Here is a 20,692-nt window from a genome sequence, read left to right as displayed (position 1 = left end):
CACCCACCCGCACCGACCCAGAAAGCCGACCTCCATGAACTTCGTCAAACGCGCGGGACTCAGCCTGTGGGCCCGCAAGGGCCGGACACTGATCACCCTCGCCGCCTTCCTCGTCATCATCGTGATGGTGCTGGCCGGCGTACTGATCGACGACGCGACGGCCCAGGCCGAGCAGAAGGCCAGGCGCTCCGTGGGCGCCGAGGTCAACCTGGACATCGACATGGGCCAGCTGGGCAGCGGCGGCGGCGGCGTGCAGGCACCGCAGATCGCCGCCTCGACCGTCGACGAACTGGGCGCCCTGCCGCAGGTCCAGAAGTACACCTACTCCATGTGGGACCGGGCGATCCTCAAGAAGGGCACCGAACTCGTCACCGACGGAGTGGCGAACACCATGGGACCCGACGGCACCGCAGGCGTCGGCGTGCTCGACACCGGCCTCCTGTCCGACTTCCGCAGCGGCAGGTTCACCATGCTGTCCGGCCGGCACCTGACAGCCGCCGACCAGGACAAGAAGCGGCTCCTCATCGAGGAGCGGTTGGCCCGTAAGAACGGCCTCGGAGTCGGCTCCACGGTCACCCTCGGCGCCAACGAGGGCAAGGCCACCGCGGAGTTCACCGTCACGGGCGTCTACCGCGATCCCCGCCCCGGATCCGAGCCCGAACCGGAGTACGGCGTCAACCCGGCCAACATGCTGTACGCGACAGTCGGCGGCCTCACCCGGCTCAACTCCCGTTCCGGCGGCCCGCTCCAGGTCGGCAGAGCGACCTTCCTCCTCCGGGACGCCGACGACCTGGACCGCTTCAAAGACGAAGCCCGACGGGTCGCAGGCTCCGCGCTCGACGGATTCGCACTGGACGCCAACGACAAGGCGATCCAGCAGATGACGGGCCCTCTCAAGAGCATCCGCTCCACCGCCACCCTCGCGATGTGGCTGATCGTCGTGGCGGGCGCCGCGGTCCTCGCCCTCCTGGTCGATCTCGCCGTGAAACAGCGCCGCAGGGAGTACGGGGTGCTGCTCGCCATGGGCGAGAACAAGACCAGGCTGATCGCCCAACAGGCCGTCGAGATCGTCGCGGTCGCCGCTCTCGCCGTCGGCCTGAGTGCACTGTTCGCCCAGAACCTGACGCAGAGCGCCGGTCAGGCACTGCTCGGCAAGGAAGCCACCGAGGCCCGCCAGCGGATCGGCTCCTGGCAGCCCCCGGCCCCCGGCCGCACCGGCCTCGACGAGGGCATCGACCCGGACGACAGGCCCGTGGACAACGCCGACCCGATCGACCGGATCACCATCCGCCTCGACCGGGCCGACCTCGCAGCGGTCGGCGGCGCCGGCCTCGGCATAGCCCTGCTGGCCACCGCGATACCCGCCGCCTCCGTCCTGCGGCTCAGCCCCCGCTCCATCCTCACGAAGGGCAAGTGACCCGACCATGAGCCACGCCAGCGCGACCGGCCCCGTCCTGCGACTCGACGGCATCAGCCACACCTACGTCAGTCAGCGCCGCAGGACCACCGTTCTCAAGAACATCGACTGCGCCTTCGAGCGCGGCACGTTCACCACCATCCTGGGCCCCTCGGGCAGCGGCAAGACCACTTTGCTCAGCCTCGCCAGCGGTCTGGACACGCCCACCAAGGGCACGGTCGCCTTCGACGGCCAGGACCTGACGAAACTGGGCCTGGGCCGCTACCGCAACAAACACGCCGCCACGATCTTCCAGGAGTACAACCTCCTCACCTACATGACCGCGCTCCAGAACGTCACCACCGCCATGGAGATCACCGGCGTCAAACCCGCGACGGGAAGCCGCCGGGCACGGGCCCTGCAACTCCTCGAACAGGTCGGACTGGACAAGGCGATGGCCACACGGAACGTTCTGCAGCTCTCGGGCGGCCAGCAGCAACGCGTCGCCATCGCCCGCGCGGTCGCCTGTGACGTCGACATCCTCTTCGCCGACGAACCGACCGGCAACCTCGACGAGGACACCGCCCAGGGCATCAGCGACATCTTCCGCGAACTCGCCCACGAACAGGGCAAATGCGTGATCGTCGTCACCCACTCCGCACAACTGACCACACAGTCCGACCGCGTACTCACCCTGCGCAAGGGGAAGTTGTCCCAACAGGCCACCCCATGAAGCCGACCCGGCGGACCGCCACCCGAAGCCGACGCGCTGGGCGCGCCAAACGCCAAAGGGCAACGGGGTGATCTTGAAACTTTGGGCACCGGGCCCCTTCCGCATTTCAGTGGGACACCCGTGCTGTTCTGCCAGTGGCAGAACATCGGCCGGACCGGTCTCGACGATCACTACAGTCCCGTCTCATGACGGAGATTGCGACGCGTACGGTCGAGTACCCGGCCGACGGTCTGACCATGATCGGGCACCTCGCGCTCCCGGCCGGTGTCGACCGCAGGCCCGCGGTCCTGATCGGGCCCGAGGGCGTGGGGCTCAGCGACGTCGAGCGCCGCCGGGCCGATGCGCTCGCCGAGCTGGGATACGTGGCACTGGCCTTCGACCTGCACGGCGGGCGCTATCTGGGTGACCCCGAGGAGATGCTGGCCCGCTGCATGCCGCTGCTCGCCGATCCGGACCGGATGCGGGGCATCGGTCATGCGGCGCTCGACGTGCTGCGCGCCGAGCCGCGGACCGATCCCGACCGTATCGCCGCCGTCGGCTACGGCACCGGGGGCGCCGTCGCGCTGGAACTCGGGCGCGACGGCGTCGACCTGCGGGCGATCGGGACAGTCAACGGGCTGATCACGGGCCGACCGGGCGAAGCGGCGCGCATTCGCTGCCCGGTGTGGGCCGGGGTCGGGTCGGAAGACCCGATCATGCCGCCCGCGCAACGGGACGCGTTCACCGCTGAGATGCAGGCCGCGGGCGTCGACTGGCGCCTCACAGTCTACGGCGGAGCCTTGCACGCCTTCCCTTACCCCCCGGTCGACCACCCCACGGTCCCCGGCGTCGGCCACCACCCACGGCACGCCCAGCGAGCCTGGCGCGACGTCGTCGACCTGCTCACCGAGTGCCTGCCCGTGACGGAGGACCTGGAGGCATGACCCAGGCAACCGCCCCAGTGCCAGGCGCGGTTGAAGCCGAGCCGGGACGTCGCAGGCCAGATCAGGGGTGAGGAGCTGAACGGTGTGCGCCGGGCGCCGCGGGCCTGCCCTGTACGGGCGCCGCTGCCGCCCCCTCGGCCGCGGCCGCGCGGGTACAGAAGGCGGCGAACGATCTCGGCGAGAGCGACAAGGCGCTGCGGGGCCGGCTTCGGGCGCAGAAGGCCGCGCGCCGGTTTCACCGCGGCGCTGGCCCTCGCCAGCCGGGATGTGGATGACTAACTCGCCGACCCGTTCGGCTCGCACGGCAGCGGGCTTGCCGGAGAACGGCTGGGTGCGGTCACCACGGGTGCCCCCGGAGGCCGCTCCTGGCTGCTCACCTCCGTTCAGGTGCCCCGGGCGATGGACTTCCGTCTGCAATGTCCTCCGTCGCGTCCGGGTCGTTCACCAGGCCCAACCACACCGGCCGCGCTCCGAGGCGCGCGGCCGTGCGTCACTCGGGCTCGTGTGGACTCGTCGCGGGTGGTTCGGCCGGGCGTTCGCGGCCGCCGTCGTGGCCGGACGCCACCACGATGACGAGGCCCACCACAACGGCCCCGGCGGCCACCCGGCCGGCGGCCCGCGTCACCCAGCCCGGCAGCGACACGCCCTCGCACCGCGTCGGTGCAGCCAGTCGCTCGGCCCGACGGGCAGGCCGCAACAGCCGGGCCAGCAGCAGCGCCGCGACCGGGAGCTGCAGCAGCCACAGGACGGTGCGCGGCCACTCGCCGTACCAGACGTTGGTGCCGTACAGCAGGGTGTGCCACACGCTCAGCACGTACACGACGATGACGAAGCGGTGCAGTCGGCGCCAGGTGCTGGCGCCGATACGGTGGCGGACGTAGAACAGCAGGCCCAGGGGGACGGCCAGATACAGAGCACCCTGACCCAGCGGAATGGCGATCCGGCCGGTGCCCGAGTCGTACCAGCCGGGCACGAACGTGTCGGCGAATCCCGCCCACAGCCGTTCGAGCCACGCCAACTCCGCCTCGTAGCGCACGAGTTCCGCCGCGAACATCAGCGCGTGCGCGAACATCAGGGCCATCGTGGTCAGGCTCGTGGTGCGGTGCCAGCGTTCCAGCACCTGCCGGGACACCGGCAACCGGGCGGGACGCGGCCCCGACAGCAGCAGACCGAGCATGACCGTGCCCCAGGCCCACAGCAGGCCCGACCAGCCGAACGCCTGGCTGAGCAGATACATCCAGTACGTGCCGGCGTCATCCATGAACGGCATGACAGCGACCGTCGCCGAGTCACCCGACTCCACGCGGGCGTACAGGAACGCGAAGACGGCCGCCGTGACCAGGACGGCGGCAGTGGCGTCGGGGAGCGCGGAACGCAGGTCGGCACGCAGGACGACGCGCTCGGGCGGGCGCTTGTCACGGGCGGGCGGCGGGACCGTCGTGCCGCCGTCCTCCGGCGTCGTCTCTGGCAGCATCCTGGGCCTTCCGGGCGCGGTCTTCCGAGGAGAGGTGCAGGTGACGTCGACGCACCAGTGTGCGGGGTGTGACCGGGATTACGGAGAGCACATCCGGCCAGAGTCATCGTCCGACCGGCCGAATCGTCTCGAGCCCCCGTTACCACCCGACCGATCGCATTCGGACAACTGCCGTCTCGCCCCTGCCGCATCGGCGGGAGCCACCCTACGCTGATGCCCGCAGTCGGTTCGAGCCTCCTGTCCCTCCGGGTCCGGTGGCGCGACGCAAGAGGGAACCCGGTGGGAATCCGGGACTGTCCCGCAGCGGTGAGTGGGAACGAAAGCCGTCAACAGCACTGGGCCCGATCGTGTGGGGGCCGGGGAAGCGACGGTCGGTAGGTGCCCACCGGTGACCGGTGTCCCCGGTGAGCGAGCCCACGAGTCCGAAGACCTGCCACTGCCCCCGTACGCGATGTGCGGGTGGTGCACGGTGACCTCGAGGACCGGGTCGGCGGTACGGAGGAGGGTTTCGTGACGGGCCGTACCGTGTCCGGCGTCTGCCACGGCACACTGCGCGAGCTGTACCAGGGCCCGCTGCGGGCGGACACGGAGCCGGACATCGCCATCGTGTCGTTCCCCGTGGACCGCCACTCCTGGACGCATTTCACTCAGGACACCCGGCCGCCGGGCTCACCACCCGTCGGTGCGAAGTCCGCGAACGCGGCCCGGCTCTTCCTGGAACACTTCGGACTCACGCTGCCGCCAGGCCGTTGGAGTACCCACTCCGACCTGCGGGTGGGCGTGGGAATGGCCAGCTCGACCGCCGACATCGTGGCCACCCTGCGCTGCCTGTTCCGGCTCTTCGCCCTGCCGTACGACACGGAGGTGGTCCTCGGCATCCTGGCCGCGGTCGAGCGGGCCGACAGCGTCTTCCTCGACGAGTTCGCGCTGTACCTCAGTGGCCGGCACCAAGTGGTGCGGCGCCTGGGCACGGACATCGGCTTCCACACGGCGTACCTCACCGAGCCCGGGACGGTGGACACCTCCGCCGTCACCGGCCTGCTGCTGGCGCACTACCGGCGGCACGGCGAGGAGTACGAGCGGTGCCTGACCGACCTGCTGAAGGGTTTCGCCTCCGGCGATCCGGCCGCCGTCGCCCGGGCCGCCACCGCCAGCGCGACCCTGTCGCAGAGCGTGCTGCCCAAGGCGACGTTCGACAGCATGCTGGCCCATCGGGAGCGGTTCGGCGCCGACGGCATCTTCGTCGCCCACACCGGATGCCTGATCGGCTACCTCTTCCCCGGACGCCTGCACACAGACCTGAAATCCGACCTGTCCGCCTTCTTCCACTCGCTCGGCCACCAGTGTTCCTTCGCCCGAGGAGGCTATGGGTGACCCACCCCCACATCGCCGACGCCCTGAAGGTCCCCGATCTCGTCCGGCTCACAGACGGCCTCGTCCTCGTCCGGTTCGAGTCGATGAAGATCTACTCCGCGCTCGCCGCCGTCCGCCACCTGCTGGAACGGGGCACGATCCGCCCGGGACAGACCCTGATCGACAGCTCCAGCGGCATCTACGCCTACGCCCTGGCGCTGGCCTGTCACCGCTACGGCATGCGCTGCCACATCGTCGCCTCCACCACCGTGGACACCGCCACCCGCGCCCAACTGGAGATCCTCGACGCCACCGTGGAACAGGTCCGCCCCTCCAGGAATCTCAAGCTGGACCAGGAGTTGCGGGTGCGGCGGGTGCGGGAGCTCCTGACCGACCATCCCGACTGGCACTGGATGCGCCAGTACCACGACGACGTCCACTACCTCGGCTACCACGAGGTGGCCGACCGGATCACGGCCGCGTTCCCCGCCACCGCGCTGACCGTCGTCGGAGGGGTGGGCTCGGGAGCCTCTACCGGCGGCCTCGTGGAGCGCCTGCGCGCCACGGACCCCTCGGTGCGCCTCGTCGGCGTCCAGCCGTTCGGCAGCGTCACCTTCGGCAGCCAGGACCACCACGACCCGGAGGCGATCATCGCCGGCATCGGGTCGTCGATCGTCTTCGACAACGTCCGCCACCACCTCTACGACGCCGTGCACTGGCTGGACTTCACCCACGCCATGTCCGGCACGATCGCCCTGTTGCGCGACCACGCCGTCTTCGCCGGACTCTCCACCGGCGCCGGATACCTGACCGCGACGTACGAGGCCCGCCGCCACCCCGACCGGCTGCACCTGGTGATCGGAGCCGACACCGGACACCGCTACGTCGAACGCGTCTTCGCCCGCCACACCGAAGCCCTGGACCCCGCCGCGCTGAAGCCGGTCGAGGTCTCCACCCCCGAGGAGATGTCCATGCCCTGGTCCAGGATGGCGTGGCGGCGCACCGCCGACCCGGCCGGCGGGAAGGAGCGAGCGGCATGACCGTGGCGTGCCTGGAGTCACTCACCTTCGGTCTCGGACACCTGGTGCGCGCCGCCGAGGTGCTCGGCGAGCGGCTCACCCTGCTGACACGCGACCGCGCCTACTACTCGTACGAGCTGCAGAGGCTTCCGGCGGACGCCCTCGACGTCGTCGTCACCGACACCTTCGACGTGGAAGGGCTCACGGATCTGCTGCACCGGACACCTCGGCTGCGCGGTCTGATCAGCTCCACCGACACCTGGACCCTGGCGGGCGCGGAACTCGCCGACCGTCTCGGTCTGCCCGGTCTCGATCCGGCCGTGTTGCGACTGACCCGGGACAAGGCGGCCGTACGCAACCGGCTGCACGACGCCGGGCTGACGCGCGGGCGCGCCGTGGAGGCGACCGGGACGGAATCGGGGAACGTGCCGCTCAAGGAGGTCGGCCTGCCCGCCGTCCTGAAGGACACGGCGGGCACCGGCAGTCAGAACGTCTGGCTGGTGCGTGACGAGCCGGAGCTGGAGGCGGCCCTGGCCGAGGCGGCCGGGCGGCAGCTGAAAGGACGGCTGTTCGCGGAGCCGTACTTCAGCGGGCCGCTGTACAGCGCCGAGACCCTCACCTGGGCCGGCCGGACCCGGCTGCTGGGCGTCTCCAGTCGGCTGATGTCACCGGAGCCGTACTTCCGGGAGGAGATCACCGCGTTTCCCGTGGCCTTCCCCGAGGCGCGGCGGGCCGTGCTGGAGCGGTGGCTCGGCGAGGTGCTCGCGGCGGTCGGCTACACCGATCGTTTCGCGCACGTGGAGTTCGTCCTGACCGCCGGCGGGCCGGAGGTCGTCGAGATCAATCCCCGGATCGGCGGCGCCCTGGTCGGGGAGGGCATGTGCCGGGCGCTGGGCGTCAACGTGTACGCGGCGATGATCGAGGCCGCGCTCGGGCGCCGTCCCCGCCTCATGGACGCCGACCTGCCCGGCGGCCCGGCGGTCGCCTTCGTCCTGGGCTACCCGGCCGCGCCCGGGGTGTTCACGGGTGTCGCCGGGCTGGACCGCCTGGCGGACATGCCGGGGTCACCCGCCTGGTACCCGGTCAGGTCAGTCGGCGACCCCGTCGAGCACCTGACCGACAGCCGCGGTTACGCGGGCATCGTCTACGCGGAGGCCGAGAGCGCCGAGCTGGCCACGCACCACGCGGTGGCCGCCGCCAATGCCGTACGGGTGCTGACGGAGCCGTTCCCGCGGACCGGGGATGCGGGTGGCTGAACAAGCGCCGGGCGGGAAGGGCTTGCGGGCCACGCCGTCCGCGCTCGACGGACCGCCGCGGGCCGGCCTGGCCGTTCTGACGGTAGGCACCCGGCCGGCCCTGTCGGCGGAGTACGGGTCGGGCAGCTCCACGGGCTCACGAGCTCACGGGCTCACGGGCTCACGGGCTCACGGGCTCGCCGAAGACGACGGAAACAACGGCCGGCTCCGGCCTGCTGACCGCCGCTCGGCGCCTGGTGCACGGTGCTTCCCCGTACTGCCGGCGTTCCGCGACCGCACACCGCACCACCACCTGCACGATGACGACGAAGGAGCACTGAGACCGCATGACACGGACGGGCGGGTTCCAGGACGACGACTTCTGGACCGAGTTCCACGACTTCCTCTTCTCCGAGCAACGCCACGCGCAGGCCGAGGAACTGCTCGACACCTCTCCCCTGCTGGCCTTCCCCACCGGAACCCGGGTGCTGGACCTGTGCTGCGGTCCCGGTGTGTTCACGGTCCCGCTCGCCCGCCGCGGCCACGACGTCACCGGGGTCGACCTGAGTCCCGCCATGCTGGACCGGGCGCGCAAACGGTCGGCCGACACGGGCGACCGGGTCACGTACGTGCAGGCCGACGCACGCACCTACGAGGCACCGGGCGCCTTCGACGTCGTCCTCAACATGTTCACCTCCTTCGGCTACTTCGAGGATCCCGCCGACAACGCCCGCGTACTGCGCACCATGTACACCTGCCTGACCCCCGGCGGCACCCTCGTCCTGGACCTGGCCGGCAAGGAACTGCTGGCCCGCAAGGTCACCCCGCCCAAGGTGGTGCAGCGGGGCGAGGACCTGATGGTGCAGACCGACACCGTCCTGGACGACTGGGCCCGGCTGCGCAGCGACTGGATCCTGGTCCGGGGCGAGCGGGTGACGCGCGCCACGCTGGTGTGGTTCGTGTACAGCGCGGTCGAGCTGCGGAGGATGGTGGAGGAGGCGGGTTTCGGCAGGGTCGAGGTCTTCGGCGGTTTCGACGGCCGCCCCTACGACGAGAACGCCGAGCGGCTGGTACTGCGGGCGGTCCGCGAGGCGTGACGCAGAGCGGCGAAGGCGTGCGTGGCGCGCGCGGATCCGTACGCCCTTTTGCCGCGAGCCGGGCGGAACGTAGTATCACCGGGTCATCGCCGCGACGGGAGACAGGAAGCCGGTGCGAATCCGGCACGGTCCCGCCACTGTGACCGGGGAGTGCACCCTTCGACACGCCACTGCGCGCCGCGCGGGAAGGCAAGGGGGAGCGTCGATCCGGGAGTCAGGACACTGGCCTGTCGCGGGCCCGATCCGAGGAGCGCGGACTCCCCAGGAGGCTTCACGTGTACGACGGTACGTCCCGTCCCCCGCTGTTCACCCCTGCCCGCCGACACAGTGCCCTGCGCGCCGGGGCCGCGGCCGTCACCCTGTGCGTGGCCCTGCTGACCGCCGGCTGCGGATCCTCGCAGGACACCGCCCAGGACGCGAAGGCCACGGCCTCGCCGGCCGACGGCTTCCCCGTCACCATCGACAACTGCGGCGTGCGGACGACGTACGACAAGGCGCCCGCGCGCGTCGTCACCATCCACCAGCACCCGGCGGAACTCCTGCTCGCCCTCGGCCTGAGGGACCACATCGTCGGCACCGCCTTCCCCGACTCCGCCACCCTGCCGGAGCTGAAGAAGGACTACGAGTCGATCCCGCAACTGGCGAAGAAGGAACCGTCCTTCGAGACCGTCCTGGACGCCGAGCCGGACCTCGTCTACGGCGGTTACGGCAGCGCCTTCACCGAGAGCGAGGGCCGCTCCCGCAAGGCGTTCGCCGACGCCGGCATCGACACCCACCTCAACCGCGAGTACTGCGGCAAGAAGCGGGTCACGATGAAGGACACCTACGACGAGATCCGCACCATGGGCAGGATCTTCGGCGTGCCCGACCGGGCGGACAAGCTCGTCTCCGGCCTCCGGGCACGGGTCGACAAGGCCACCACCGCCGTCGAGGACGAGCCCGAGGTGCCTGTCTTCGTGTACGACAGCGGCGACAAGGCCGCCTTCACCGCGGGCGGCAAGAGCCTGGGCACCGAGCTGATCCGGCTCGCCGGCGGCAAGAACGTCTTCGCCGACCTCGATGACGTCTTCGGTGACGTCTCCTGGGAGCAGGTCGTCGAACGCAGGCCGGAGGCCATCGCGATCTACGACTACGCGGGCGCCGGCAGTGTGGAGCAGAAGAAGAAGTTTCTGCTCGCCCAGCCCGCCCTGAAGGACGTGCCCGCCATCAGGGACAAGCGGTTCGTCGTCCTGCCGCTGACCGCCACCCTGGTCGGCGTGCGGTCCGCCTACGCGGTGGAGGACCTCGCCCGCGGTCTCCATCCCGAGAGCTTCGCGTGACGGCCCCGGTCACCGCCACCGCCACCGAAAGCGTCGTGAAACCGAGGAAACAGGGCGACAAGCGGGCCGGGCCGGCCGGTCTCACCGTCACACTCGTCGTCCTGACCGTCCTGCTGATCGCCTCCGCCACGGCGGGCCTGGCGATCGGCTCGGTCCAGGTGCCGCCCGGCCAGGTGTGGGGCATCGTCACGCACGCGCTGGGCGCCGACTGGACGGAACCGGACTGGTCGCCGGCGCGGGAGACCATCGTGCTGGACGTCCGCGCCCCCCGCGTCCTTCTCGGGGCCGTCGCCGGCGCCGGACTCGCGGTCGTCGGAACCGCCCTGCAGGCCCTGATCCGCAATCCGCTCGCCGAGCCCTACCTGCTCGGCGTCTCCTCCGGGGCATCACTGGGCGCCGTCACGGTGATCGTGTTCGGCGTCACCCTGTTCGGGTCGGCGTCGCTGTCGGCCGCCGCGTTCGCGGGCGCGCTCGGGGCACTGCTGCTCGTCTACGCCACCGCCCGCACCGGCGGCCGGATCACGTCCGCACGGCTGGTGCTGTCCGGTGTGGCCATCGCCGCGGTGCTCACCGCCGTCCTCGACCTGCTGCTGCTCACCACCGACCGGGGCAACGAGGCCCGCGCGGTCCTCGCCTGGACTCTCGGCGGACTCGGTGGCGTCAACTGGGACACCCTGTGGCTGCCCAGCGCCGCCCTGCTGGTGGGCATCGCCGTCCTCATGGTGCAGGCCCGCAACCTGAACCTGCTGCTCGCCGGCGAGGAGGCCGCCACGACCATGGGGCTGGACGTGGCCCGCTTCCGCGCCCGCATGTTCGTCCTGCTCTCCCTCGTCACCGGCGTCCTCGTGGCGGCGTGCGGGCCGATCGGCTTCGTCGGGCTGATGCTGCCGCACATCGTCCGCCTGGCCGTCGGCGGCGACCACCGCCGCGTCCTGCCGACCGCCGCCCTCGGCGGCGCGGTCTTCCTCGTCTGGGCCGACATCGCCGCACGCATCGTCGCCGCGCCCATGGAGATACCAGTCGGGGTGCTCACGGCCCTGTGCGGCGGCCCGTTCTTCCTGTGGCTGATGCGTCGCGACGCCCGCAGGACCAGCGACCGAGGAGGGGCATGACCGCCACCGAACTCGTCGTCGACGGCGTCACCCTCACCGCCGGCGCCCACCGCCTCGTCGAGGACGTCTCCCTGACCGCACACCCCGGTGAGGTCATCGGCCTCGTCGGCCCCAACGGCAGCGGCAAGTCCAGCCTGCTGCGCGCCGTCTACCGCGTCCTGCGCCCCGTGACCGGCCGCGTCAGGGTCGACGGCACCGACGCCTGGTCGCTGCCCGTGCGGCAACTGGCCCGGACCGTGGCGGCGGTGACACAGGAATCGGGCGCCGACTTCGACCTGTCCGTGCGCGAGGTCGTCGCCATGGGCCGCACCCCGCACAAACGGCTGCTCGACGGGGACACCCCCGAGGACGCCGACCTGATCGAGACGGCCCTGGACGCGGTGGACGCCACCGACCTGGCCCACCGCCCCTTCGACCGCCTCTCCGGCGGCGAACGCCAACGCGTCCTCATCGCCCGCGCGCTGGCCCAGCAGCCGTCCCTGCTCGTCCTGGACGAGCCCACCAACCACCTCGACATCCGGCACCAGTTGGACGTCCTGAACACGCTGCGCCGCCTGCCGGCCACGGTCCTGGTCGCCCTGCACGACCTCAACCTCGCCGCCTACTACTGCGACCGGCTGTACGTCCTGCGCGACGGCACGGTCACCGCCTCCGGCCCACCCGCCGACATCCTCACGCCCCAGCTACTGGGTCATGTCTACGGCGTGACGAGCGAGGTCGTCATCCATCCACGCACGGGCGCACCTCAGGTGACCTTCCTCCCCGGCGAGCCGCACCCGGCCGCCTCGACCAAGGCGGGTCGCTCCTTGTCGTGACGGCTGCCGGCCACCCGCCTCACGTAGGGGTCTACCGGAAGGAGTGGTACATGCCGGACCGCGAGGAACGCTTCCGCGTCATGACCGCCGCGCCGTCGAGGCCGTGGCGGGCCGCCCCCAGCTCGTCCTCGATTTCGCCTGCGGCACCGGCAGCATTTCCGCCCGCCTGCTGCGCCGGCTCCCCGGCGTCCGCAGCGTCTGCGCGGACGCCGATCCGGCCTTGTTGGCCATCGCCCGCGGCCACTTCGGAAGATCTGGCCCATCCTGAGTCGGCCGAATGGCGCATCGTCGTTCGACGAGGCAGGGCGGGGCGGGGTGGGGAAGCGGATCAGCCCTCCCGAACGGCTCGGGAGAATGTCTTGGCCGGACGGGAGAAATGGCGGGCGCTGGGCACGAGGGCGGCGACCGCCGGGGCGACGAAGCAGGTCACCGCACACACCGCGAGCACCGTTCGCGCCCCGAACGTGTCGATCGCCGGAGCGATGAAGGCGAGTCCGAGAGGCGCGAGGCCGTAGGAGAGCAGGAAGTCCAGGGAGGAGACCCGGGCCAGTTTGTCGGGTGACACCTCGCGCTGGGTGGCGGTGAACCACGGCACGTTGAACAGTTCGATGCCGATCCCGGCGACGGCGTAAGCGGCCATCACCACGACGGGATGCACGGCGAACACGAGGCTGAGCGGCGCGAACCCGTACACCGCCAGACCGGCCAGGGCGGCCCAGCCCTGCGAGCGCGGCCGCCACCGAGCGACGAGCAGAGCACCGGCCAGCGCCCCGGCGGTGTAGGCGGTCATCGCACCCGCGAGCACCACTTCCGTGCCGTATTCGTCACGGCTCACGAGTGGCAGAGCGACCCCGGTCGCGGAATAGCCGGTGGCGATGACAGCCGTCAACGCGCCCAGACCCGCAAGGAACCACGGATGCCGACGAGCCTCCCGCAGGCCCTCGGCGAAGTCCTCCAAGAACGAAGTCCTCCTCGCGGATTCGGGAGACGAGGCTCCTTCGTGATCGGTGGCGGTCGTCGGCGCGGTGCCGGATCGCGTGCCGCGCCCAGGAACGAGTGCGGCGACCAGCCAGAGCAGTCCGATGCCCACCAGCAGGGCCCAGGTGTCGAGGAACAGGGCGAGCAGAGCGGCCGACGAGGGCCCGACAAGGGTGGTGACCCGCACCGCCAGAGTCATGGCGGCGTTGGCCTGCTGCCGTCGGTCCGCATCCACGACTTCCGCGGTCAGGGCCTGGTAGGCCGGACGGCACGCACCCTGCCCCGCTCCGGCCACGGCGGCGGCTACCGCCATCAGCAGGACCGAACGGCCGAGGCCGACGGCCATCAGCGGAGCCGCGGCCCCCGACACCAGTCCCGCCCACAGAACGACTCCCCGGCGGGAGTGCCGGTCCGCCAGCACACCGGCTATCGGCACAGCTGCGAGGAACCCCACGGTGCGGACCGCGAGCAGCAACCCGAGGTCGGTGGCGGTGAGCGTGCGGTCGAGGACCGCGAGTCCCAGCACGAACGGCAGGGCCCAGGTGGCCAGCCCTGACGCGGTCGCACCCGACCAGAGTCGCAGAAAGGCGACATCCAGCAGAATGGACGGTCGATGTCCGGAACCAGTCTCGGAATCCGCGATCGGTATGGGCGGCTTCGGCACTGTGCTGGTGCTCCAACGATCGTGAATCCGGCGGGACAGGTCCGTTCCGGGCGCAGCGAACCATACCGACACCCGGAAGCACGCCCGGGAAAGGCGCGTTGGAAAGTGCCCGGTGGAAGTGACCCGATCAGCATCCCGCAACAAAATATTGCCGTTGCCAGTAATATGCAAGAGCCCCTCAGAACCCTTACTGTCATACGCCATGAAGCCGTGCTGCCGTGCCTTGTTCGATCCCGAGACCGGGCTGCGGTTCGGCTCCTTCTCCGTCTACCCGAGTTCGCCGCGACGGAGGGCGTCCCTCATATCGCTGAGCTTCGCTGTCGTTGCCGGGGTCCACTCCTGTGCTTGTTGAGCGCGTCGGAGGGCATCGTCGATCTCGCTGAGCTTCGTGGAGGACAGGACGGCCGCCCGCTCCATCAGGTCGTCCCGGGACACGGTGGTCAGCCACGTGCACGGGGTGAAGCCCGGACGCGGGAACGCGAGCCGCAGCACGCCTTCGAGCGGCAGCCCTTCAGCGGCGCCGACCGTCACCTCGATGCCCAGACCGCTGATGTCGAGGCCCGCCGGAGCGACGACCTGCATCACCTGGAACCCGGACGCGTCGTCTCCTGAGAGCAGGACGACCAACCTCCGCTCGTCGAACTGGACCCACCAGACTTCGCCACGTTGCACAAGCCCTCCGATACACAGGGTGGCGGGCAGACGCTGCGCGACCTGACGCCGTGTGGAGACGGGTGCGGCCACCCGTGCGTGCAGACAAACGGTCAGGCGGCGGCCGCAGGTCACAGCGTAGACCTTGCTTGCCTGCTGGCAGGAGGCGTCCGTCTACCCGGTCTACGCCGGCCGCCTCGGGCACGCCGCAGTTGCCTTGGGGAGGGGGTTGTCGGTGGGTGCTGGCAGGGTGCGTGCATGACGGAAAGCGAGAGCGCCCGCATGGCGCGGGTCCTGAGCGGGTTGCCGGCAGCGGCTCGAGAACTACTGGTGGAGACGGACTGGGCTGCCCACCGGCACGCCTACGGTTCCGCAGAGGACACACCAGCCTCCCTGTGCTCCCTCGTGGACGAAGATCCCGAGGTGCGGTCCAAGGCGTTGGCCGCGTTGGGCATGGGCGTGTTGCATCAGGGCTCGCTGTACACGGTCACCGCGCCCGTGGCATTGTTCGTCGCCGCGATCCTCGACCATCCCGTGGGCCCCGCCGAGCGCGAGGGAGCCTTCCCCTGGGACGACGGTCCACCACGCAGCTTGCGGGTCTCCCTGCTCGGCTGGCTGGGGCAAGTGGCTGAGTCAGCCGCCTACGGAGAGGATCCGGCGCGGGATCGAGCCAACTGGGAGTGGCAGCCTTGGCACGAGGACAGGCGAAGCGAGCGCACCTCCGAGGAACTGGCCGCAGTGCAGGCGTGCCGAGACATCCGACCCGTCCTGTACGACGCCGTCGAGCCGTTCCTCTCCTCCCCCGACCCCCGCGTTTGTGAAACCGCCCTCGGCGCCGCCGTGCCGCTCCTTTGTGCCCCCGCCCTCACCGACCGGATACCGCGCGCCGCCGCGCTGCTGCGGGCCCAGCTGAGCGCCATGACGGGCCGACGGGAGCGCGCCGCCGTGGCGCGGGCGCTGAGCTTGTGGGGGATGGACACCTCCGACCTGCTCGCCGACGCCGATCCGGCCGTGCGGGTCTGCGCCGCGCTCGGGCCCGTCCGAGACGATCGGCCACGCGCTCTCGCCGTGCTCCTCGACGCACTGCGGGACCCCCACACGACAGACGGTTGGTTCCCCGAGCCGCTGTACGGGGTGGATGGGTGGTTCCGGTTCACTGTGCTGCGTTCCGCCCTTGACCTGGCCGCCTCGTTCGAGGAGGTGGCACCGGTGGCCATCGCCATGGTGGCCACCAGCAACCGGTCCATCGTCGACTTCGAACGCGGGCCGATCCTGTTCAGAGCCTTTCCCGGTGGCTACGACTCGGCCCATGCGCTCACTTCCGCCCAACGCGCCCTGCTGCGGGCGTTCGTGGACACCGACGAGGCGACGGGCAACATCCGCGGCAATTGGTTGTGGTTCCGCGCGGCCGGGCTGCCGGAAACCCGAGAGGGCATCGCAGCATTGCTGTGATGCGGCCCGCCCCCGCACCCTGAACCTATGACGTTCCCCGCCCCGTCGCGTCATGCCGGCGGAGTCCGTGGGGGTTGGGCCTGCGGCGTGGGCCGGTCGCGTGGCGAGCAACCGGGCGTGCAGGTGCACGTCGACCTGACCGATCCGAGGACTCGCCCACAGCCGCTCGGCGAGCAGAAGACCGGCCGCGGCGTCCGCCGCGGCGAGGTCGAGGACCGTGCGGGCCCGGCGCCCCGGCGAAGGCCGCCGGGCCGCCGGGCGAACCTCAACGAGGTCGACGTCGAAGACCACCTGGCCGCGCCGCGGGCGCGATCGCCTCCTCGGACATCGGTCACGGTCGGCCGTACCGTGCGGCCTGTGTGCCCGCTTTACGGTGTGTAGACGGCGGCACTGCCGTACAGCTCCCTGGTGAACGCGGAGATGTCCGCGCTGCGGTCGGCGCCGTTCAGGTTGTACGTCAGGAAGACCCCGTATCCCTCGCTCACGGTGCGGCGGGCGAGGGTGGTGACCGTGCTCTGCGACGTCCTGCCGATCTCGACGGCCGCCGGCGACAGTTTCGACTTGGGCAGGCCGATGCCGGGGACCTGCCAGCTTCCGTAGTACGGGTTCCAGGCGTAGTCGAACTTGGACGAGATGTCGACGCCGCCGTAGGACAGCCGGGACGCGGCCGGCCCGATGTTGTAGAGACTGATGATCTTGTTCGGCATGTTCGCGCGGAGTGCGGTCACCAGGTGCACGAACGAGCTGGCGTTGGGCTGCCCGGTGCCGTTCTTGCCGTACTCGGCGTATTCGTCGTCGAAGTCGATGCCGTCGAGGCCGTACCTGGTCACGGTGTCCGACAACTGCTTGGCGAACGCCGAAGCCGCAGGCTGGGAGGGGAAGTTGGCGAAGCCCGCGCCCTGGTGGTTGCCCAGCACCGACAGGACGACCTTGATGCCCTTCTGCTGCAGCGGCCGTATCTGGGTGGCGGCGTTGTCGAGGACGCGCTGCACGTTCTCGTTGAAGTACAGCTGTGCCGTCTTCGTGCCCGTGTCGTAGTTGATGTTCGCCGCGAAGATCACGGCGACGTCGAAGACGGCGCCGCTACCGTCGGCGAGGGTGTACTTGCCGACGTTCAGCATGCTGTTGTTGTTGACCTCGACGTACGCCACCGAGGTCGGTCCCTCCTTCGCGAGCGCCGGGGCCGCCGTGGCGTGGGTCGTGGCGGTCGCGCCGAGAGCGAGAGCCGCAACGGTCGAGAGGGCGACCGCGGCCGCCTGCATCCTGCTCCGTACACGCGTGAGCATCGTTGATCGGTCTCCTATCGCATGGTCGGCGCTCGGGCCTGTTCGAACATGTCGAGCAAGCTCTTCGCGTCCCGACAGCCGTGCGTCATCTCTTCCCGGATTTCACTCGCGTCACACTGCAACTCGCTTGTTTCAGAACAGAGTTGGTGAACCTGCGGCTCGCGGAACGCCCTCTCACATCTGGAGCCGGCCCTCCCCGTGGTGCGACCCGTCGCGGACGGTCGCAGGCGTGGTCGGCCGATCCGGCGGCCGGCGTGCAGTACACCTTCCTCGTCGGCGGTGCGCCGAAGATCGTGACGCAGGCCAACCCGGGACTGCGGGTGTCGGCGACCGGGTTGTTCCCCGTCGAGGACATCGACGGAACGCGGCGCCAGCCGAAGCACCTTCTTCGCCGATCCGGCGGCTCTGGCCGGCTGGATTCCGATTGTCAGCGGGCCTCGCTCAGCCGGGACGCACGCATGAGATCGAGCTGGTCGGCGCCGCGGGTTCCCGGGGCCGCGGTGTAGGTGACGATGCGCAGGTCGGCTCCCGGCAAGGTCAGCACGTCGCAGTCCAGGGTGACGTCGCCAAGCTCGGGATGGCTGATCGTCTTCAGATCGCCGGTCAGTTGCTCCATGCCTGCCACGGCCCACAGTTCACCGAAGAACGGCGAGGTCCTGCGCAAGCCGTCCACGAGCGCGGCCAGCTCCGGGTCGGCCGGGTAGCGGGCGACCGCTTCGCGCAGGTCCGCGACGATCGCCGTCTCGAACGCGTACTCCCCGGCCGCCGACGAGAGGGGGTACAGGTGCCAGCGCCCCTCCCCCGTGCCGAACAGTGCGCGGGCGAGGTTGCGTTCGGCGGGTGCCAGGCCGGACGGGTCGCCGTGCAGAGCCGTCCACATGTCGTTCCACCACAGCAGGCTCCAGTCGGCGGCGAACACGCCGATCGGGAGGTCACCGAGGCGGGCGACAAGGCGGCGGACGCTCGGCGGCACGTGCGTGCCGACGGTGTGGTCGCGCGGGGCGAGCAGGCCGGCAGCGCGGAACAACTGATCGCGTTCGGCCGGGGCGAGCCGCAGCGCGCGGGCGATGGCCGAGACCACCTGCGCGGAGGGACTGGTGGCGCGGCCCTGCTCCAGGCGCAGCACGTACTCGACGGAGAGGCCGGCGAGTTCGGCGAGTTCCTCGCGGCGCAGGCCAGGGGCGCGGCGGCGGGCCGACCGGGCGTAGCCGGCATCGGCCGGGTCGAGGCGGTCGCGCCAGCCGCGCAGCAGGGCGCCGAAGCTCAGGTCGCTCACTCCTCCATGATGCCACCGGGCGTTTCCTGCACCACGGTCACCATCCTGGTGAGTGCAGCGCGCATGTAGCGGGTCCAGAGCGGCTTGAACGGTCCCGCGACGATCCAGCGGCGGCCCGGCAGCGGCCGGAAGTCGTACGTCCACCGGATCGACGTGCCGGTCCCATCGGGCAGGAACGACCACTCGCCGCGCACCCCGGAGACCAGCTTGGCCAGCACGTTGGTGAAGCCACTCAGCTCATAGGCGAACCCGTGTCCCTCCGCGATCTCGGTAAGCCGCTCGTCGGCCTTGGAGCCGTCGGTGAACCAGGTCTGGCGCGACGTCCCCGGCCGGTTCCAGGTGCCGGTCTGGTCGCGCACTTCCGCGACGCCGGGGAAGGGCCCCCACGGCTTGAACACCCGGGCGAGGTCGATCGGCACGATGACCTGGTAGGTGTGCGCGGGGCTGGATGTCGTACGGGCGAAGACGGTGATCGGGACGCTCGTTTTGGTCATGCCACGAGCATCGCGGCCGGCGCCTGCCCGAGGCAGACACCTGTCAGTACATACCCTCGCGGTCTCGTCGTGTTCGCCGTGTCGACGGCGCAGTGTCCGTCGTAGCGACGGCGCAGCGTCCGTCATGTTGTCGCCGGAGCGCTGCCGGCCGCTGGACTCGACTTCGTCAGCGGGACCACTAGCCCGCCTCACGACGTTCGACGTCGCGCAGTTCGCGACTCCAGAACCCGGCGAACCAGAGCGGTCAGAGCACCTGGCCGCTCGCCGGTCGACCGCGTGCCGGCGCCTCGGTCCGCCAGCCGAGAAGGATCGCGTGGAGCGCCTGTTCGGCGAGGTGGCGGGCGCGATCGCTGCCTACGTTGCCGAGGTGACTGAGCGACGCGATGCCGTACAGCGTGCCCCAGAGGATCTCGCAAGCCTGGTCGAAATCGGTCAGGACCACGTGGTGCGCGGCCGACCAGGAGGTGAGCAGCTCCTTGAGGACGTCGATGACCGGTTCCGCGACGCGTCGGCGTTCGTCCGCGTCGACCACCGGGTCGTTCATGACCTGGAAGAGGTGGGGATGCTCTCCGGCGAACCGGACGTACTGTGACGCAATGCGCGTCATACGCCGGTCCGTATCGGGCTCCTGCGCCGCTTGGCGGAACTCGCTCAGCATCAGGTGATGGCCGTGCGCGACCAGTTCCAGAACGAGCGCTTCCTTGTTGGCGAAGTGCTGGTAGACGACGGGCGCGGAGTATTCGACGTCGGTGGCGATGCGCCGGATCGTCAGGGCCGCGATGCCCTCGGCCTCAAGGACGTGCAGCGCGGCCTCGATGATCCGCTCCCGGGTGTTCGCCCGTTCGCGGGCCCGTCTCGTGCTGGTCGGCATGGTCCGTCACTTCGCTTCGATGGTGTCCTCGCACACTAGTCACCGCCTTGACCGCGTCGGCGATGCGCGTCATAGTTAACGCCGTTAGAAAATCTAACGCCGTTAGGAACGGGTAGCAAATCATGATTCACCACATCAACAGAGTCACGATGAAGGCCACTGCGACGCCTCAGCAGATCGAGGAGGTGCTGGAGAGCTGGCGCAACCAGGGCCGGTCGAACCCCGCCGTCAAGTCCTTCGTCGTGGGCCGCGACCACGGCGGCGACTACACGTACGGCGCGGTGTTCGTCGTCGAACATCTCGACGGGCTCTTCGCCTATCTGACGCACTCGACCACCTACCAGACCGACCACCTCGGGCTGCACCTGGTCGAACGGCTGGAGATCTTCGACGTCAGTGACGACGGCGACCCTGACCTGAACGCCAAGATCCAGGAGCTGCACCGGCGCCGCAACGAGCTCAACCCGCAGATCGCCGGCCTGCTCGCCGACGTACCCACCTATACCGGCTCCGGCGTGGACGACTGACCGATACCCCGGAGAAG

General features: G+C 70.4%; 19 protein-coding genes, 1 pseudogene and 2 riboswitches. Of the genes and pseudogenes, 13 read left to right on the top strand and 7 right to left on the bottom strand.

The window, feature by feature from the left end; genetic code table 11:
* Window positions 1–34: 34 nt before the first annotated feature.
* From ACFYXC_RS35010 to ACFYXC_RS35000, 3 genes are all read left to right on the top strand, one after another.
* Window positions 35–1,417, top strand: coding sequence for an ABC transporter permease (locus ACFYXC_RS35010; RefSeq protein WP_389556388.1), 1,383 nt, complete (start codon window positions 35–37; stop codon window positions 1,415–1,417).
* A 7-nt stretch (window positions 1,418–1,424) separates the two neighbouring features.
* Complete coding sequence (locus ACFYXC_RS35005) at window positions 1,425–2,129, top strand: ABC transporter ATP-binding protein (protein ID WP_389556386.1); 705 nt, start codon at window positions 1,425–1,427, stop codon at window positions 2,127–2,129.
* Window positions 2,130–2,314: 185 nt separating this feature from the next.
* A complete protein-coding gene (locus ACFYXC_RS35000) occupies window positions 2,315–3,052 on the top strand; it encodes a dienelactone hydrolase family protein (protein WP_389556384.1) in 738 nt (245 codons plus the stop codon).
* A gap of 490 nt (window positions 3,053–3,542) precedes the next feature.
* Here ACFYXC_RS35000 and ACFYXC_RS34995 read toward each other — a convergent pair whose 3' ends face one another.
* A complete protein-coding gene (locus ACFYXC_RS34995; RefSeq protein WP_389556382.1) occupies window positions 3,543–4,526 on the bottom strand; it encodes a ferric reductase-like transmembrane domain-containing protein in 984 nt (327 codons plus the stop codon).
* Window positions 4,527–4,761: 235 nt separating this feature from the next.
* A riboswitch (cobalamin riboswitch) is annotated at window positions 4,762–4,979 on the top strand.
* Between the two features lie 57 nt (window positions 4,980–5,036).
* Here ACFYXC_RS34995 and ACFYXC_RS34990 point away from each other — a divergent pair.
* The 8 genes and pseudogenes from ACFYXC_RS34990 to ACFYXC_RS34955 form a co-directional block, all read left to right on the top strand.
* Window positions 5,037–5,900, top strand: coding sequence for a hypothetical protein (locus ACFYXC_RS34990; RefSeq protein WP_389556380.1), 864 nt, complete (start codon window positions 5,037–5,039; stop codon window positions 5,898–5,900).
* Entirely contained in the window at window positions 5,897–6,919 is a 1,023-nt protein-coding gene (locus ACFYXC_RS34985) for a cysteine synthase family protein (protein WP_389556378.1), read from the top strand. The genes ACFYXC_RS34990 and ACFYXC_RS34985 overlap by 4 nt, the downstream gene beginning before the upstream one ends.
* Entirely contained in the window at window positions 6,916–8,154 is a 1,239-nt protein-coding gene (locus ACFYXC_RS34980; protein ID WP_389556376.1) for an ATP-grasp domain-containing protein, read from the top strand. The genes ACFYXC_RS34985 and ACFYXC_RS34980 overlap by 4 nt, the downstream gene beginning before the upstream one ends.
* 326 nt (window positions 8,155–8,480) lie before the next feature.
* On the top strand, window positions 8,481–9,230 hold the full coding sequence (locus tag ACFYXC_RS34975) for a class I SAM-dependent methyltransferase (protein ID WP_389556374.1): 750 nt from the start codon (window positions 8,481–8,483) through the stop codon (window positions 9,228–9,230).
* Window positions 9,231–9,293: 63 nt separating this feature from the next.
* Window positions 9,294–9,476: riboswitch (cobalamin riboswitch) on the top strand.
* Window positions 9,477–9,505: 29 nt separating this feature from the next.
* The gene (locus tag ACFYXC_RS34970; RefSeq protein WP_389556372.1) at window positions 9,506–10,549 is read left to right on the top strand and encodes an ABC transporter substrate-binding protein; all 1,044 of its coding nucleotides are present in this window, start codon (window positions 9,506–9,508) and stop codon (window positions 10,547–10,549) included.
* Window positions 10,546–11,661, top strand: a complete 1,116-nt coding sequence (locus tag ACFYXC_RS34965) for a FecCD family ABC transporter permease (RefSeq protein ID WP_389556370.1) — start codon at window positions 10,546–10,548, stop codon at window positions 11,659–11,661. Before ACFYXC_RS34970 ends, ACFYXC_RS34965 begins: the two co-directional genes overlap by 4 nt.
* Window positions 11,658–12,476, top strand: coding sequence for an ABC transporter ATP-binding protein (locus tag ACFYXC_RS34960; RefSeq protein ID WP_389556369.1), 819 nt, complete (start codon window positions 11,658–11,660; stop codon window positions 12,474–12,476). Before ACFYXC_RS34965 ends, ACFYXC_RS34960 begins: the two co-directional genes overlap by 4 nt.
* 50 nt (window positions 12,477–12,526) lie before the next feature.
* Window positions 12,527–12,723 (top strand): annotated as a pseudogene (locus ACFYXC_RS34955) (class I SAM-dependent methyltransferase); the annotation flags it as partial.
* Between the two features lie 81 nt (window positions 12,724–12,804).
* On the opposite strand, the gene ACFYXC_RS34950 reads toward ACFYXC_RS34955, so the two are convergent.
* Together ACFYXC_RS34950 and ACFYXC_RS34945 are read right to left on the bottom strand one after the other, a co-directional pair.
* Complete coding sequence (locus tag ACFYXC_RS34950; RefSeq protein ID WP_389556456.1) at window positions 12,805–14,037, bottom strand: MFS transporter; 1,233 nt, start codon at window positions 14,035–14,037, stop codon at window positions 12,805–12,807.
* Window positions 14,038–14,385: 348 nt separating this feature from the next.
* Window positions 14,386–14,790: a type II toxin-antitoxin system PemK/MazF family toxin gene (locus ACFYXC_RS34945; RefSeq protein ID WP_389556367.1), complete on the bottom strand. Its 405-nt coding sequence runs from the start codon at window positions 14,788–14,790 to the stop codon at window positions 14,386–14,388.
* 237 nt (window positions 14,791–15,027) lie between these two features.
* Here ACFYXC_RS34945 and ACFYXC_RS34940 point away from each other — a divergent pair, with 237 nt between their 5' ends.
* Window positions 15,028–16,221 carry a hypothetical protein gene (locus tag ACFYXC_RS34940; protein WP_389556365.1) on the top strand — a complete coding sequence of 398 codons (1,194 nt, stop codon included), beginning with the start codon at window positions 15,028–15,030 and terminating at the stop codon, window positions 16,219–16,221.
* A 368-nt stretch (window positions 16,222–16,589) separates the two neighbouring features.
* Here the strand turns inward: ACFYXC_RS34940 and ACFYXC_RS34935 are convergent, their stop codons facing one another.
* The 4 genes from ACFYXC_RS34935 to ACFYXC_RS34920 all read right to left on the bottom strand — a co-directional run bounded on the left by ACFYXC_RS34935 (window position 16,590) and on the right by ACFYXC_RS34920 (window position 20,148).
* Complete coding sequence (locus tag ACFYXC_RS34935) at window positions 16,590–17,507, bottom strand: endo-beta-N-acetylglucosaminidase H (protein ID WP_389556363.1); 918 nt, start codon at window positions 17,505–17,507, stop codon at window positions 16,590–16,592.
* 427 nt (window positions 17,508–17,934) lie between these two features.
* Entirely contained in the window at window positions 17,935–18,783 is an 849-nt protein-coding gene (locus ACFYXC_RS34930) for a helix-turn-helix domain-containing protein (protein WP_389556361.1), read from the bottom strand.
* Window positions 18,780–19,277, bottom strand: a complete 498-nt coding sequence (locus ACFYXC_RS34925) for an SRPBCC family protein (RefSeq protein ID WP_389556359.1) — start codon at window positions 19,275–19,277, stop codon at window positions 18,780–18,782. The genes ACFYXC_RS34930 and ACFYXC_RS34925 overlap by 4 nt, the downstream gene beginning before the upstream one ends.
* A gap of 244 nt (window positions 19,278–19,521) precedes the next feature.
* Window positions 19,522–20,148 carry a TetR/AcrR family transcriptional regulator gene (locus ACFYXC_RS34920; protein ID WP_389556357.1) on the bottom strand — a complete coding sequence of 209 codons (627 nt, stop codon included), beginning with the start codon at window positions 20,146–20,148 and terminating at the stop codon, window positions 19,522–19,524.
* A 122-nt stretch (window positions 20,149–20,270) separates the two neighbouring features.
* On the opposite strand from ACFYXC_RS34920, the gene ACFYXC_RS34915 reads away from it, so the two are divergent.
* The gene (locus ACFYXC_RS34915; RefSeq protein WP_389556355.1) at window positions 20,271–20,675 is read left to right on the top strand and encodes a Dabb family protein; all 405 of its coding nucleotides are present in this window, start codon (window positions 20,271–20,273) and stop codon (window positions 20,673–20,675) included.
* Window positions 20,676–20,692: the final 17 nt, after the last annotated feature.

Origin of the sequence: Streptomyces sp. NPDC002701 (genome assembly GCF_042889045.1) — a bacterium.
Taxonomy (GTDB): Bacteria; Actinomycetota; Actinomycetes; order Streptomycetales; family Streptomycetaceae; genus Streptomyces.
Note: the sequence above shows the minus strand (reverse complement) of the source record. Positions and strands in the feature narration are given on the sequence as shown.